Genomic DNA, 14,805 nt, shown 5'->3' on the forward strand with positions numbered 1-14,805 from the left:
GCGCAACGGTCTTGTACAATTATTTGTTCAGGATTTCTGTACGGCGAGCTGCTGGCGCAACGCCGCGACTTCCGCCTCCAGCTCACGCACCCGCTGTTCGGCCTGCATCTGCACCGTCACATCGCGCTGGATGCCGATGTAGTAGGTCAGTTCATCGGCGTCGTTGTGCACCGGCGTGATGGACAGCTCGTTCCAGAACAGGCTGCCGTCCTTGCGGTAGTTGCGTAGCACCTGGCAGCAAGGGCGGCCCTCACGGATCGCTTGGCGAATGCGTTCCAGGGCCACCTGATCGTGGTCAGCGCCCTGCAGAAAACGACAATCCTGGTACAGGATGTCGTCGCTGCGATAGCCGGTCAGCCGTTCGAACGCGGGGTTGACGTAGATAAGGATGCTGTCGCTGCCTTCCTGTTCGGCGACGACGATGCCGTCGTTGGAGTTGTCGACCATCAGTTGCAGGAGCTTTGCGTTGATCATTCAAGCCCACCCGGGAGTATGTTTTGCCTATGTGTCGCCTGGCCCGTCAGGGCAGGCGGCGCGTTTTCCACATGATGGCCCATACTGGCTCGCCGCAGAAGGGGAGGATGAGGCTAGAATGGGCGCACCTTGCGGACGAACCCCGGTATGACTGAAACGACCTCCACCGATTTGCTGCCCATGCGTGACGTGGTCAGCCTGACAGGCATCAACCCGGTTACCTTGCGTGCCTGGGAGCGCCGCCATGGGCTGATCCAGCCGCATCGCACCGAAGGCGGCCATCGCCTGTACACGCCCGGCGATGTACAGCGGATCCGCGATATCCTGCGCTGGACCGCCAATGGCCTGCCGATCAGCAAGGTGGGCGCGTTGCTCGAACGGCAGCCTGTCGAGTGCCGGCAGGGCGATGAGCAGTTCGCCGATTGGCGCGCGGCGCTGGCGCGGGCCGCTGCGGCTTACGATGTACAGGCGCTGGAAGCGCTGCACGGGCAGCTGTTCACCCTGCTGCCGAAAACGGCCGTGCTCAGCCAGGTGTTGCTGCCGGTGTGGCAGCAACTGCGCAGCAGCAACGCGCCGGGTGCTCGCAGCCAATGGTTGTTTGTCGATTTTTTCCTGCGCGCGCGGCTGCTGCTGCGCCTGCAGCTGAATCAGGCCGCTGCCCAGCGGGTGCTGCTGGTGGCTGGCGACGAACAGGCGGAGCTGGCACTGCTGGGTACGGCACTGCTGCTCAGTGGCGAGCAGCAACGCATCGAGGTCCTGGGGGGGCCTCTGCCACTGGAGGAGGTGGCACTGGTGTGCGCGGCGGTGCAACCGGCGGCGCTCGTGGTGGCGATGCAAGGGCCGCTGAATGCCGCACTGGCCAAGCGCCTGCGCTGGCTGCAGATGGAGATCGCCTGCCCGCTGGCCCTGGCCGGCGAGGGGCCGGTGCTGTCGCAGGCGTTCCTCGACGGCGCGCCCGTGTGCCTGCTCGATACCCAGGGGGGGGATGTGGCATCGGTGCTCGGCGCCTTGCTCAGAGGCGGGCTGGATGTGTGACTGGCAGCGCGCCGGCAAGCTGCGGCGGTCAGCGCATGAGCAGCCCTAGCCACATCGCGCCAAGTATGATCGCCTGGGCCGGAAGCAGATAACGGGCAAAGCGCAAGCCGCCATTGCTGAGCGCCAAAACGCATTTGGTCAAGGTGTTCCCGGTCAGGGCCATCATGCCCGGCACCACCAGATCGGCCATCTCCAGCCGCCCGGCCAGCACCAGTGAGGCCACCGACGCAATGGCCGCATGGGCATCGCCCAAGCCGCTGACGAACGCCGCGATGCTGACGCCGCCTTGGCCGAGATGATCCAGCAGAAACGCCGAGAACAGCACAACGCCGGTCAGGGCGACGGTAATGATCAGGGCGGTCCAGAGGCTGAAGGCACCGTCGCCCTGATGCGCCGCGGCCCCGCCTGGCGCGGCACGCCAGGGGGCCAGCAGCAGTACGCCATACACCACGGTAACCAATGCACCGAGCCCGATGGAGGTGGCGAACGGGCGCACCAGCTGAGGGTCGATGATGAACAGCACCAGGGCGAACTGGGTAATGCTGGCGAGGTTGGACAGCACCGCCGCCGCCGCCAGGGCGCGGACGGCAACTTCCTGGCGCCGGGCTTCGTGCGCCAGCAGGGCAATGGTCGCCGAGCCCGAGGCAAAGCCCGAAGCGATTGCGCTCAGGGGCAAGCCGTAGCGAGGCCCCATCAGGCGCATGGCGACATGGCCCACGGCACCGACCGTCATCAGCAGCACCACCAGCGTGCAGATGGTGCGCGGGTTGAGCACGTGGTATGGCCCCAGGAACCGGTCGGGTGTCAACGGCAGCACCACCAGGGCCACCGTCAGCAACATCAGGCCGTCGCGCAGTTCCTGTTCGCTCAGTTGCTGCAGCACAAAATGATGAAGTTCCCGCTGCAGGGCCAGCAGCACGGTCAGCACCACGCCGGCTGCGGTGGCCAGTTCAGGCTGCTCGAGGCTGAGCGCGCCCAGGGTCAGCACCAGCAGCAGGGCGATCTCGCTGGTGACCTCCGGGTCCTTGTCGGCATGTTTGCGGTAGTGCATGCACAGCATCAGCACCAGGCCCAGGCTCGCCACCCCGACCAGCATCGCCCCGGCCAGCAGCATGCTGACATAGCCCAGCAGGGCGGTGATGGCGAAGGTCCGCAGCCCGGCGGCAGCGTGGTCTTCGTTGCGGCCTTTCTTGCGTTCGCGTTCTAGCCCGACCAGCATGCCGATGCCCAGCGCTACGGCGCCGTGGCTGACGGTCAGGGTGTCGAGCATGGCGCGTTCGTGGCGTCCTTGTGCGCGGCATCAGCGCCGCCTTGCTCCAGGGCCATCAGCGCCGCCGGATCGAGAATTTCCACCAGCCGTCCATGCAGGTTGACGATGCCCAGCGCGCGCAGGCGGGCAACCGAACGGCAGACGGTTTCCAGGCGCAGGCCAAGGTACGAGGCCATGTCCTCGCGGGACATGCGCAACATGAAGCCATGTGCCGAGTAGCCACGGCTGACAAAGCGCTGCGACAGCCCGACCAGGAAGCTCGCCAGCCGCTGTTCGGCGGTGAGGTTGCACAGCATCAGCACGCGCTGGTGCTCACGCACGATCTCCCGGCTCATCAAGCGGTTCAGGCTTTGCTGCAGCACCGGAAACTCTCGCGCCAGGGTTTGCAGGCGGCGATAGGGCACCGGGCAGACTTCGCTGTCTTCCAGGGCAATGGCGTCACAGACATGGTGCTCGGTAGCAATCGCATCGAGGCCGAGCACGTCACCCGGCATCCAGAAGTTGATCACCACGCCCTGGCCTTCGACGCTGTTCAGGCTGGTCTTGAAACTGCCGCAGCGCACCGCATAGAGCATGGTCAGCGGGTCGTTGGCATTGAACAACGCTGCGCCTTTGCGAACGCGCATGCGTGGGCCTATCAATGCGCCCAGGCAGCTGTGGTCGAGAACGGGCAGGCCGGTGGGCAGGCACAGGCCGCTGACACGGCAGTCCTTGCACAGGGACACCAGCGGTTTCAGGTGGATAGGGTTTGCCGCATGCAACGGGGCTGGCGGGTCGAGCAACGTGACTTTCAACTGGCCGGTCATGTTCAGAGCCTCGTCGTGCATCGGAGGTCGGTATGCTTCGCTGCGCGCAAAGGCTGCGCAGCGGCCAGCATGTCAAGGGAGTGGGGGGCATTGAGGCGGGTCGTGAGCCGCTCGGCAAACTGCTCGGCTTCGGCAGCCGTTCTGAAACTCACCCGGCAATCGTCTATGCAAACCCACCAGCGTTGTTGTTCGGTATCGTTCTCGACGCAAACCTTCATTGGAGCCTCCAAAGCATGCATGAGCTAGACGACTGCTGACTGATGCAACACGAAGGCGTCCCTGCCGACAGCGGGGTATGGCCCTGGGCGGATATGAAGACAGCGTGCGCCATCAAAGCGCCGGAGTATTGATCCGCATCAAGTTTGCGTGCCGTGGCCAATGCCGTCTGTCTGCAGTGGGCTGTGGTTGACAAACATCAAGTCCGCCAGGCGCGGTTGGCCGATGCTCCAGGTACGTACCGCAACCGCAGAGGTGTGCCATGGAAACCCCGCAAAGACTGCTGCTGATTGCCTCCCCGCTGATGCGCAGGACGCCGGTCTATGACCGTGCCGCAGCGCTGGCCAAGGCCAAGGGGATGGCGCTTCACATCGTCGCTTTCGACTACCTGGAAGGGCTGGCCACGGCAGGCCTGGTCAACGACCAGGCACTGGCTGTGATGCGCGAGGGCTATGTCCAGCAACACCGTGAGTGGCTGGAGACCCAGGCGCTACCGATGCGTCGCAACGGGGTCACGGTTACCACGGAAGTGGTGTGGGTACAGCACCCGTTGAAGGAAATACTCGTGCATTTGCGCGAACAACCCTTTGCCATGCTGATCAAGGCATTCGAACATGAGCCCTGGTGGATGCGCGCCATGTTCACTTCGCTGGATATCCAGCTGCTGCGCGAAACCCGCATCCCGCTGCACCTGGTGCACAAGGCCAGCAATGCGCTGCCGCGCAAGATCCTTGCAGCGGTTGACCTGTCCAGGCCGGAAGACCAGTTTGAAGGCTTCAATGACCAGATCATCGGCGAAGCGTTGAAGCTGGCCTTGCAGTGCAATGCGCAGGTCGAATTGTTGTATGTCTACGACCTGGGCGCCATGTACGTGGACGCCGGCGGTAGCCGCGAGCATTCCTTCCTGTTCGAATCGAACCTTGCCCAGACCCTGCACGAAGTACAGAGCGATGCGTTCCAGGCGCTTGCCGAACGCAACGGGATCGGCGCCGAACACCGGCATATGCGCATAGGTGACCCGGCCAAGGCCCTGGCCGTGTTCATGGACAACAATGACATCGATGTGCTGGTCATGGGCAGTTACCACCACCATGGTATCGGCTGGTTCATCGGCAGTACCGCCGAGCGGGTCCTGCACCGGCTGTCCAGCAGCGTGCTGGTGATCTCGCCGGAGCGTTCCCAGGGGTAGCACCAAGGCCCGCAAGGGCCTTGTTTTCAACTGCGCAGGTCAAGCTCGTGGAGGATCTCGCTGACGTCGCCACCCAGGTAGCGTGAGCTGAAGCCCAGCGCCTTGGTCAGCCGGTGCATGGCGTAGTTGTTCGCCAGGTCCCGGGACACCATGCACTGGTAACCATTGCTGCGTGCCGCGTCGATCAGGTGTGTCATCAGGCGCCTGCCGAGGCCTTTGCGCTGCCAGGCTTGATCGACCGCGACCGCACATTCGCACTGTTGGCTGCCAGGTATGCCGGCATAGCGGCTGACACCGACCTGGACCAGTTTGCCCTCGACATGCGCCAGTGCGATGTAGGCCATGCGCTGGTGGTAATCAACCGGCATCCGCAGCGGGTCCAGGCTCGGCAGGCCGCCGCTCAACCCGGCGATGAAGCGGAACCGACGGGTTTCATAGGCGATGCTGCTGAGAAAGCGCTTGTCCCTTGCGTGGTCTTCCTCGCGCAGTGGGCGGATCAGCACTGGCGTACCGTCCGCGAGCTTTTCGACCCAGTGCTCGCACGCTTGGGGCTGTTCAGTTGGCTGCCCGTTCATGTCGCCTCCCGGTTGGCTGATGTTTGCCTGGTGTTGCTGTTGTAACGCCAGGCGCCGGTGCGGTTCTGACAATCGTCAAGTTCCGGCCGGGTGGCGGTTTTCTGATCTGCATCAAGCGGCATCAGGCCGGTGGCCGGAAGATTTCCTGCATCACCCCCCAGCCGCGCAAGCCCGGAGGTTCGCCATGGGTCAATATCGACAACTGCTGGTGCTGCTCACCGAGGTCGATCCGCATTCCGCGGCGTTGCGCAGGGGCCTGGCCCTGGCGCATGTCAGCGGCGCCAGCGTGCACGTGCTGGGCTTGTTCGAGCCGAGCGAGGAACATTTGCTGCGCGAAGAGCGGCTGAACGAGGCTGACATCAAGCGCCAGTACGAAGCCTATCGCGAGTGCCTGGCGGCCCTGGTCGAGCGGCACCGCAACAGTGGCGTCGCGCTGACCGTCGATAGCCTGCAGGCCGACGACATCCGCAGCCAGGCCATCGATTACATCAACGAACTGCAGCCCGACATGGTCATCAAGGACAGCGAGGCTGCAGCGACCCTGGTCCGTTTGTTCAGCACCCCGCTGGACTGTGCGTTGATGCGCGGTTGCAAGGGCGTCACCCAGTTCGTGCCGGCGGCGGCGGTGTCGTTGCCGCAACGTATCCTGGTCGCCGTGGACACCGCGTTCAGCGAGACGCCGGCCATCCAGGAACTTTTCAACCGGGGGCTGATCCGTGCAGCCCAGGCCCTGGCCTTGCAGTGCGACGCGCAATTGCACCTGCTGTCGGCGTACAACCTGGCCGGGGTATTCGCTTCGGACATGAATGTCACCCAGGCCTGGATCGATGAAATGCGCGAGGCGCTGCAGCAACCGTTCGCGGAGCTGGCCGATGCCGAAGGGGTCGCAGCGGACCGCCGGCACTTCATCGAAGGTGGCCCGGTGCAGGTCATCCGTGAACAGGTGGCCGCCCTCGATATCGATGCGGTGGTGATGGGGGTGGTGCAGCCCAAGGGGCTGGACAAACTGCTGGGTGACACCACCGAACGCATCGTCGGCCGTCCGCCGTGCAGTGTGCTTGCGGTTCATCCTGTGGTGGCCGAAACCTGGGAGCCCTCGCCATGCAACTGACTTTTCTGGGGGGCACCGGCACCGTGACCGGCAGCAAGTTCCTGTTGACCCGTGACAGTACCCGGATACTGGTCGACTGCGGGCTGTTCCAGGGCTACAAGCAGCTGCGCCTGCGCAACTGGGAGCCGCTGCCTCCGGCCTTGCGGGCGCTCGATGCGGTGGTGCTGACCCATGCCCACCTCGACCACAGCGGCTACCTGCCAGTACTGGCGCGCGAAGGCTACAGCGGGCCGATCTATGCCACCCCGGCGACCTGTGCCCTGGCGGAAATCCTCCTGCTCGACAGCGCCCGCTTGCAGGAAGAGCAGGCTGAACACGCCAATCGCCACGGCTACTCCAAGCATACCCCGGCACGCCCGCTATACACCGAGGAGGATGCGAAACGCGCCCTGGCACTGTTTCGCCCGGTCGAACTGCACCACCCAATGGTGATTGCCGAGGGCATGGAGCTGCTGTTGCGCACTGCCGGGCATATCCTCGGCGCGGCCACCGTGCAGATCCATGCCGACGGGCAGACCTTGCTGTTTTCCGGCGACCTGGGGCGCCCGCAGGACCCGATCATGCGCGAGCCGGAGCTGGTCAGGACGGCGGACGTGCTGCTGGTGGAATCCACCTATGGTGATCGCAAGCATCCCGCCGAGTCGACCGAGGCGTATCTGGCCAAGATCATCAACCAGACGCTCCTGCGCCATGGCATCACCCTGGTGCCGTCGTTTGCCGTTGGCCGTGCCCAGTTGCTCATGTACTACCTGTACAAGCTCAAGCGCGACCGGCTGATCCCGGATATACCGGTGTACCTGAACAGCCCCATGGCCACCGACGCCACTGTGCTGTATCAGCAGTTCCGTAGCGAGCATCGGCTGACCCTGGCCGAGTGCGCCGCGATGTGCAAGGGCACGCATATCGTCCGTACGGTGGATGAATCCAGGCATCTGGACCAGTTGCGCGAGCCTGCCGTGATCATCGCCGCCAGTGGCATGGCGACCGGTGGGCGGGTATTGCACCATCTCAAGGCGCTGGCACCCAACCCACGCAACAGCATCCTGTTCTCGGGCTTCCAGGCCGGCGGCACGCGCGGTGCCGATATCGTTGCCGGTGCCCACAGCGTGCGCCTGCAGGGCGAGGATGTGCCCATCCGGGCGCAGGTATATGCCATGGACACCCTCTCCGCACACGCCGATGCCGACGAGATCATCGAATGGTTGCGTGGCTTCACTCGGCCGCCGCGGCAGACCTACGTCATTCATGGCGAACCGCATGCCGCCGACACATTGCGACGGCGGATCTGCCTTGAGCTGGGTTGGCAGGTGTGTGTGCCCGATTACCAGGAAACCGTTGCCATCGACCCGGTGCGCTAGCCCGGTGTGGGAGGTATGCATGAATACGCAAGCGAGGGCGAAACTGCGGGCCTGGATGCACCGGCCCAGAGGCAGCCTGGGTTGGATCGTGGCCATCGTCGCTCTACTGGTGGCGGCGTCCGCCTATCGTGCAGTCAGCCCGAGCTGGCGCCTGCCGATGCGCGACCCCGCGGTATTGCTGGCCTTGCTGGCGTTGAGCGTGACGCTGGGCTGGGCGGTGCAGCGGGGCGTCAAACGCACGGTGGGCAAGGCCATATTCGCTGGCCAGGCAACGGGCTGGCAGGCCAGGCTGGCCTTCCTTCGCTCGGTAACCCGGGAGTCGAACATCCTGTTGGCGATGCTGTTGCTCCTGGTGTTGCTGGGCGCGGGGACCTTGTGGTTGGCGGGGAACGCGGCGGCGCGCATCGTCGACAGCTGCGCAGCCAATCTGCAGGCTCAGGTGGACATACCCGAGGATGAGAAGCTTGCCGCGCTGGTCGGCAAACCGGTGTGCACGTGCCTGGCGCAGGCGTTCTTGCAGCGCAACGGGGTGCTGCGCCTGGCCGTGCTTGGAACCCCCCTGCAGGAAGTGGCCGGCTTGCAGGCGCTGACTGCCGATGACGAGCAACGCTGCCTGGCGCAGTTCGACCTGCTGCCCGAAGAGGCTCAGGCGACCACGCCATGACCACCACGGAGCACTTGACCCTTGGTCCCGATCGACAGCAGCACGTGACTGACGGTCAATCCTCTTAAGAAGCACGGACGCTTCACCACCGCCCCAAGTTCTACTTGGCTTTCCAGTACTTCTGCATTTCCAGGAACAGGAACGAGGCGGTCCAGGTGATCAGCACCAGGCCCGTCAACGCCTGCAGGCCAGTGAGGTATTTGAGGTGGCCGGTAGGGGCAATATCGCCGAAGCCTATCGTGGTGTAGGTGGTGAAGGAAAAGTACACACAATCCAGCAGACTGCCGTCGAAGTTGCCGCTGAGCCGGCCCCAGCCCTCGGCATGGTTCATCAGGTAGTAGACCACTGCGAAGCACCACACCTCCAGGGCATGCGCCAGCAGCGCGCCGAATACCCCTACCACTATGCGAAACCGGCTCCACAGCTTGAGCCGCGGGAGCCAGTCGTTCAGGCGCAGCAGGCATTCGTAGTGAATGATCACCACCACAATCACCACCAGCATGTTGATCAAGGTGACGGTCAGCATTGCAGTTACCCTGGCTGGCCCTGACGGTTCATTTCGAGGTGTCGACCAGAGTATAGGTGGCCGGCTCACTGGCCTGCGGCAGCAATGGCGGGAACTCCTCGGGGCTGATGGTCTCCCTGGCGAGCAACAGGCGCGCACCTGCTTCCAGATCGTCGCGGCGTTGTTCGAGCAGTGCCCGGGCGCGGCCATAGGCTTCTGCCAGCAAGTCTCGGATGCCCAGGTCGATCTCGCGAGCGGTCTGTTCCGAGTAGTCCTTGCGTTCCTGGCGCAACACCGATTCGCCCAGATAGCCTGCCTGTTGCCGCTCCAGCACCGCCTGGCCCAACGTCGGGCTCATGCCGAAGCGGGTGATCAGTTGCCGGGCGATATCGGTGGCGCGCCCCAGGTCGTCGGCAGCGCCGGTGGACACCTGGCCGAACGCCAGGCTTTCAGCGGCGCGCCCGGCCATCAGCACCACCATGCGGTCGCGCAGCATCTGCGTGCTGATCAGGAAGCGGTCATCGGTCGGCCGTTGCAAGGTATACCCCAGCGCGCCGGCAGCGCGGGGAATGATCGACACCTTGTGCACCGGGTCCATGGCCGGCAGGCTGCTGGCGGCCAGGGCATGGCCCATTTCGTGGTATGCCACTACCTGGCGTTCGTCGCTGCGCAGCACGCTGCCCTTGCGTTCGACGCCCGCCACCAGGCGTTCGATCGCCGCGGTGAAGTCCTGTAGTTCAACCGATTGGCTGGCGCGCCGGGTGGCGACGATGGCCGCCTCGTTGACCAGGTTGGCCAGGTCGGCGCCGGTCAGTCCGGGGGTGATTTCGGCAATGCGCTCGCAGTCCAGGTCGTGCTTGTAGACGATCTTGCGCAGGTGCACCTTGAGAATCGCCAGGCGGCCCTTGCGATCGGGCCGGTCGATGAGGATCTGCCGGTCGAAGCGCCCGGCGCGCAGCAGTGCCGGGTCGAGCACCTCGGGGCGGTTGGTTGCCGCCAGCAGCACCACGCCTTCACGCGGGTCGAAGCCATCCAGCTCGGCCAGCAGTTGGTTGAGGGTCTGTTCCTTCTCGTCATTGCCGCCGAAGCTGCCGATGCCGCGCATCTTGCCCAAGGCGTCCAGTTCATCGATGAAAATGATGCAAGGTGCCGCCTGGCGGGCCTGTTCAAAAAGGTCGCGCACCCGCGCAGCACCTACGCCAACGAACATTTCCACGAACTCCGAGCCGGAGATCGAGAAGAACGGCACGGCAGCTTCCCCGGCGATGGCTTTGGCGACCAGGGTCTTGCCGGTACCGGGGGGGCCGACCAGCAGGGTACCCTTGGGCACATGGGCCCCCAGACGGGCGTACCAAGCCTGGTTCTGCAGGAAGGAGACGATTTCGGTCAGCTCCTCCTTGACGTCATCGATGCCGGCCACATCGGCGAAGGTCACCTTGGTATCCTGCTCGACATAGACACGGGCGCGTGACTTGCTGACGCCCATCAACCCGCCCAGGCCCTGTTTCTGGCCGAGGCCCCGGAACAGGAAGTACCACAGCGCCAGCATCATCAGCAGCGGCATGAACCAGCCCAGCACATTCGCCACCGTGCTGTCTTCGGCAACGCCGGTGAACGCCACGCCCGAGCGCCCCAGCTGTTCACTCAACGCCGGGTCGATACGTACCGTCGAGAACGCCGAGCGCCCGTTGATGGGCTCCTGCAGCTTGCCCAGGATGTGCTCGTGCTCGACGCGCAGGTCACTGACCTTCTGCTGTTCCAGCAACTGCAGGAACTGGCTGTAAGGGATGGCCTGCACCGACGGTTGGCTGAACAGGCCGAACTGGACCGCCGCCAGCATTGCCAGCCCGACCGCCAGCAGATAGAACTTCCAGGGCTGCTCCTTGTTCATGGTCATTCTCCTCGGCGCTGTGGCCCTGGGCCTTTATTTCTACCCTCGCGGCGGGCGGTGCGATTGATAAAGGTCAAGCCGGATGGAACTGACCACGTGCATTGGCGGGTGACAGATGCTCGGCGACCAGGTCGCTGGGGTCGACGATAGCCAGTGCCTGGCGATAACGCTCTGGTACGCGAAATGGCACGATGCTGTCGCTGACCAGGATGCGTTCGAAGCAGGTGCGCTGGCGCGCCCTGGCGGAGGCACAGGTGGTTCCAGCCTTGACTGATGGGCAGGTCGACCTGGTGTGTACGCCGATGGTGGAAACCGTTGGCCGACGTGCCGTGGCGGATTTTTCCATCCCGGTCGTTACTTCCGGCCTGGCTGTGCTGGTCAGGCGTGACGCACCGGCTACCTTGCTGGGGCCACTCAGTGGCAGGGCGCAGGACAGCGGCCCACGCTGGCGGGCAACGCTCAACGCCGGGCTGAGCAAACACAGCTTTGCCGTATTGCGGGGCACATTGAGCAGCCGCTGGGCCCATGAATGGATACGCCAGCTTGGCTTGCAATCCACCCTCGAGGAGGTGTCGAGCTACGAGGAGGGCGTGCAGCGCGTGGCCGAGCGCAAGGTCGACGCACTGCTGGGGGACCGGGTCGTGCTGCTTGCCTACCAGGCGCGGCAAGCCGAGCGTGAGCTGCTGTGGGTTGCGGAGCGGATGTTTGTCATGAGCCGGGTGGCGCTGCCTATGGCACGCAGGGATGACGATTTCCGCCTATTGCTCGACAGCGCCTTGAGCAAGGCGTTTGCCGGGGCGCGGGGTGAGGAACTGTTCGTGCGCTACCTGGGCCCGCTGTCGGCCCAGGACCGCCTGTTGCAAAGCCTCTATCCGCTGCCGGATTGATTGCCCGCACTCTTCATCGACTAAAGCTGTCACCGAGAATGGCTACTGATCACACCCACAGCGCCAGCAGCGCCGCCACCAGCGCCGGCGGCATCACCAGCAGCCCCAGGCGCAGGAACTGCCAGGCACTGACATGCTCGCCTTCGCGACGGATCGCGACCAGCCACAGCAGCGTCGCCAGCGAGCCGGTAATCGACAGGTTCGGCCCCAGGTCGACACCGATCAGCAGCGCAGCCGTCGTCTGTTGCGGCAGTTGCACCAGCGAACCCATGGACCCGGCCATCAACCCGGTAGGCAGGTTGTTCATCAGGTTGCTGGCGAGGGCAACAGCCACGCCCGCCAGCCAGCTGGCCTGGCCCGGCGCTGCCTGTGCCAGCGTGGCCAGCGCCTGGGCCAGGCGCACGACCAGGCCGGTCTGGGCAACCGCTTCGACCAGTACGAACAAGCCCGCCACCAGCGGCAGCACCCCCCAGGCGACGTGACGCAGTACCGGCATCGGGCTGCGCCGCTGGCGCAGGTGGATCAGCGCCGTGATCGCGACGCCGGCAGCGAACGTCGGCAGGCCCAGCGCCAGGTCCAGTGCCGAGGCCCCCAGCAGCAAGGCTGCGGTCAGTGCGATGCCCAGCGCACACAGGCGGGCGCCCGCCGATAGCGGCTGGGTGTGCACGCTCAGGGCCAGCGGCTGATTGATCTGCCGGCGCTGGGCCAGGCGCAGCATCAGGTAGGTCAGGGCGATGGCCGCCAGCGATGGCAGGGTGAACTGCCGGAGCCAGTCTGGCAGCGGTGGCATCTGGCTGCCGAATACCACCAGGTTGGCCGGGTTGGAGATCGGCAGCACGAAGCTGGCCGCGTTGGCAATGAATGCGCAAATGAACAGGTACGGCAAAGGCTCGGCTTTGGCCGCCTTGCACGCTGCATACACTGCCGGCGTGAGCACCACCGCCGTGGCATCGTTGGAGAGGAACACGGTGACCAGCGTACCGACCAGGAACACCAGATCGAACAGCCGTTGCCCGGAACCCTGCGCGTGCTGCACGGCGTAGCGCGCCAGCCAGTCGAACAGCCCTTCCTGGCGGGCCAGCTCGGCCAGCACCATCATGCCGACCAAGAACAGGTAGACGTCGCTGCCCTCGGCCACCGCGGCCAGGGCGCTGTGCGCTGTGATCAGGCCCAGGCCGACCAGCAGCAAGGCGCCGCCCATGGCCCAGACGTATTCAGGGATGCGCCACGGGCGCAAGATGACGCCAGCGGTGGCCAGGGCGGCTATCGCCCAGATGATCGATGCGTGTTCGCTGACTGGCATGGGCTGTTCAGTTTCCGGCAAGGGTAGTCAAGGAGGGGGATGGCGAAGCGTCGGGCTGGGTCTCGGGCAGCGCGACCAGCACCAGCACGAAGGCGGCGAGGGCAATCGCGGCCAAGGTCAGGAATGCTGCATCATAGCCAGCGGCCTGCAGCACCAGCCCGGCGAGGCCCGGGCTGAGCGCGGCACCCAGGCCAAATACCGCCGCCAGCGCACCGAGGCTGACATTGAAGCGCCCGGTGCCGTCGGTCAAGTCCTTGACCACGATCGGGAACAGCGCGCCGAAGATACCCGCGCCGACACCGTCGAGCAGCTGCACACCGACCAGCCAGAACGGGTTGTCGGACACCACGTACAAGGCCCCGCGCAGCGGCAGGATGAGAAAGCCGGCCAGCAGGAACGGCTTGCGCCCCCAGTGCTCGGCCTTGGCCCCCACCAGCAGCGCCATGGGTACCATCACCAGCTGCGCCGCGACGATGCAGGCGGAGGTGAGCGGGGTGGCCAGGCGCAGGTCGACCTGCGACAGCTTCTGGCTCACCAGGGGCAGCATCGCCGCATTGGCCAGGTGGAACAACGCGCAGCACACCGCGAAAACCAGCAGGGTGCGGTTGTGCAGCAGCAGCTTGAACCCGGCAGGGTGGTCATCACCGCTTGGGCCGTGGGCCAGCCCGCGCGCCAGCTGGTGGTCGATCGCTGCGGCGGGCACGCGCGCGACGGCAACGATGCTGGCCACGGTCATGACCGCCATCAGGTAGAACACCACCAGCGGGCCGAACAGGTAGGCCAGGCCGCCGGCCAGCAGTGCCGAGCAGGCATTGCCGGCGTGGTTGAAGGTTTCGTTGCGCCCGACCCGCTGGGTGAACGCCTTGGGGCCGGTGATACCCAGCGAGATCGCGGCTATCGCCGGGGCGAACACCGAGCCTGCCAGGGCACTGATCGTCTGGGTCAAGGCCACCCAGCCGAACGACGAAATCAGCGGCAACGACAGGCAACTGCCAGTCACCAGCACGGCAGCAATCACCAGCACCGCGCGCTTGGCCGGGGTGCGGTCGATCAAGGCCCCGGCCGGCGTCTGCGCCAGCAGCGCGACGATGCCGGCCAGGCTCATCAGCAGGCCGATGTTGGCCGGCTGCCACTGGTGCACGGCGAGCAGGTAGATGGCCAGGTAAGGGCCGAGGCCGTCGCGTACGTCGGCAAGGAAGAAGTTCAGCCAGTCGAGGGCACGGTGATGGGAAGCGAGGGGCCTTGAATTTGCCAAGGAGGTCGTCTCGTGAAAGCCATGGGGGAGCGCGAGCGGTAGCCGCGTGTGCCGGATTCAGCCAATAGGCAGAGGCGCTTCGCAATGGGGTAACGAAGCGGGTGAGCGACGGATGGCCGAGGGCAGCGGAACAACGAGGAGAATGTCACGTTTCACGATAGAACTTGATGAAAATCCGATTTTCCGCGCTGGCGATCCTGCTGAAGGCCATGGCATATCGCCAATCCTGGCGTGGGCCAATCATACCGTGGGGGGCGCTGAAATGC

General features: G+C 65.1%; 15 protein-coding genes. 7 read left to right on the forward strand and 8 right to left on the reverse strand.

From position 1 onward, the window contains the following. Positions 1-27: 27 nt before the first annotated feature. Positions 28-474: a PAS domain S-box protein gene (locus tag ACJA3S_RS11485; protein ID WP_406821921.1), complete on the reverse strand. Its 447-nt coding sequence runs from the start codon at positions 472-474 to the stop codon at positions 28-30. Between the two features lie 147 nt (positions 475-621). On the opposite strand from ACJA3S_RS11485, the gene ACJA3S_RS11490 reads away from it, so the two are divergent. After that, positions 622-1,509, forward strand: a complete 888-nt coding sequence (locus tag ACJA3S_RS11490; RefSeq protein ID WP_406821922.1) for a MerR family transcriptional regulator — start codon at positions 622-624, stop codon at positions 1,507-1,509. Between the two features lie 28 nt (positions 1,510-1,537). On the opposite strand, the gene ACJA3S_RS11495 is transcribed toward ACJA3S_RS11490, so the two are convergent. Together ACJA3S_RS11495 and ACJA3S_RS11500 are read right to left on the reverse strand one after the other, a co-directional pair. After that, entirely contained in the window at positions 1,538-2,779 is a 1,242-nt protein-coding gene (locus ACJA3S_RS11495; RefSeq protein WP_406821923.1) for an MgtC/SapB family protein, read from the reverse strand. Beyond that, complete coding sequence (locus tag ACJA3S_RS11500) at positions 2,764-3,585, reverse strand: helix-turn-helix domain-containing protein (RefSeq protein ID WP_406822239.1); 822 nt, start codon at positions 3,583-3,585, stop codon at positions 2,764-2,766. Before ACJA3S_RS11500 ends, ACJA3S_RS11495 begins: the two co-directional genes overlap by 16 nt. A gap of 32 nt (positions 3,586-3,617) precedes the next feature. Between ACJA3S_RS11500 and ACJA3S_RS11505 the strand changes: the two genes are divergently transcribed. Beyond that, positions 3,618-3,842 carry a hypothetical protein gene (locus ACJA3S_RS11505; protein WP_406821924.1) on the forward strand — a complete coding sequence of 75 codons (225 nt, stop codon included), beginning with the start codon at positions 3,618-3,620 and terminating at the stop codon, positions 3,840-3,842. A gap of 221 nt (positions 3,843-4,063) precedes the next feature. Then, entirely contained in the window at positions 4,064-4,990 is a 927-nt protein-coding gene (locus tag ACJA3S_RS11510) for a universal stress protein (protein WP_406821925.1), read from the forward strand. 26 nt (positions 4,991-5,016) lie between these two features. On the opposite strand, the gene ACJA3S_RS11515 is transcribed toward ACJA3S_RS11510, so the two are convergent. Further along, a complete protein-coding gene (locus ACJA3S_RS11515; protein WP_406821926.1) occupies positions 5,017-5,565 on the reverse strand; it encodes an N-acetyltransferase family protein in 549 nt (182 codons plus the stop codon). A gap of 184 nt (positions 5,566-5,749) precedes the next feature. On the opposite strand from ACJA3S_RS11515, the gene ACJA3S_RS11520 reads away from it, so the two are divergent. The 3 genes from ACJA3S_RS11520 to ACJA3S_RS11530 are packed head-to-tail and all read left to right on the forward strand — an operon-like array spanning position 5,750 to position 8,698. Beyond that, positions 5,750-6,676, forward strand: a complete 927-nt coding sequence (locus ACJA3S_RS11520) for a universal stress protein (RefSeq protein ID WP_406821927.1) — start codon at positions 5,750-5,752, stop codon at positions 6,674-6,676. After that, positions 6,667-8,034: an MBL fold metallo-hydrolase RNA specificity domain-containing protein gene (locus ACJA3S_RS11525; protein ID WP_406821928.1), complete on the forward strand. Its 1,368-nt coding sequence runs from the start codon at positions 6,667-6,669 to the stop codon at positions 8,032-8,034. Before ACJA3S_RS11520 ends, ACJA3S_RS11525 begins: the two co-directional genes overlap by 10 nt. A 55-nt stretch (positions 8,035-8,089) precedes the next feature. Continuing rightward, positions 8,090-8,698: a hypothetical protein gene (locus ACJA3S_RS11530; RefSeq protein ID WP_406822240.1), complete on the forward strand. Its 609-nt coding sequence runs from the start codon at positions 8,090-8,092 to the stop codon at positions 8,696-8,698. Between the two features lie 100 nt (positions 8,699-8,798). Here the strand turns inward: ACJA3S_RS11530 and ACJA3S_RS11535 are convergent, their stop codons facing one another. Further along, a complete protein-coding gene (locus tag ACJA3S_RS11535) occupies positions 8,799-9,224 on the reverse strand; it encodes a potassium channel family protein (RefSeq protein WP_406821929.1) in 426 nt (141 codons plus the stop codon). A 28-nt stretch (positions 9,225-9,252) separates the two neighbouring features. Continuing rightward, positions 9,253-11,100: an ATP-dependent zinc metalloprotease FtsH gene (ftsH, locus tag ACJA3S_RS11540; protein ID WP_406821930.1), complete on the reverse strand. Its 1,848-nt coding sequence runs from the start codon at positions 11,098-11,100 to the stop codon at positions 9,253-9,255. Positions 11,101-11,285: 185 nt separating this feature from the next. On the opposite strand from ftsH, the gene ACJA3S_RS11545 reads away from it, so the two are divergent. Further along, positions 11,286-11,981: a transporter substrate-binding domain-containing protein gene (locus tag ACJA3S_RS11545; protein ID WP_406821931.1), complete on the forward strand. Its 696-nt coding sequence runs from the start codon at positions 11,286-11,288 to the stop codon at positions 11,979-11,981. A gap of 49 nt (positions 11,982-12,030) precedes the next feature. Here ACJA3S_RS11545 and ACJA3S_RS11550 read toward each other — a convergent pair whose 3' ends face one another. Then, positions 12,031-13,284, reverse strand: coding sequence for an arsenic transporter (locus ACJA3S_RS11550; RefSeq protein ID WP_406821932.1), 1,254 nt, complete (start codon positions 13,282-13,284; stop codon positions 12,031-12,033). A gap of 7 nt (positions 13,285-13,291) precedes the next feature. Beyond that, positions 13,292-14,539 carry an MFS transporter gene (locus tag ACJA3S_RS11555; protein WP_406821933.1) on the reverse strand — a complete coding sequence of 416 codons (1,248 nt, stop codon included), beginning with the start codon at positions 14,537-14,539 and terminating at the stop codon, positions 13,292-13,294. Positions 14,540-14,805 lie beyond the last annotated feature (266 nt).

This window comes from Pseudomonas sp. KnCO4, from assembly GCF_045344305.1.
GTDB lineage: Bacteria > Pseudomonadota > Gammaproteobacteria > Pseudomonadales > Pseudomonadaceae > Aquipseudomonas > Aquipseudomonas anuradhapurensis.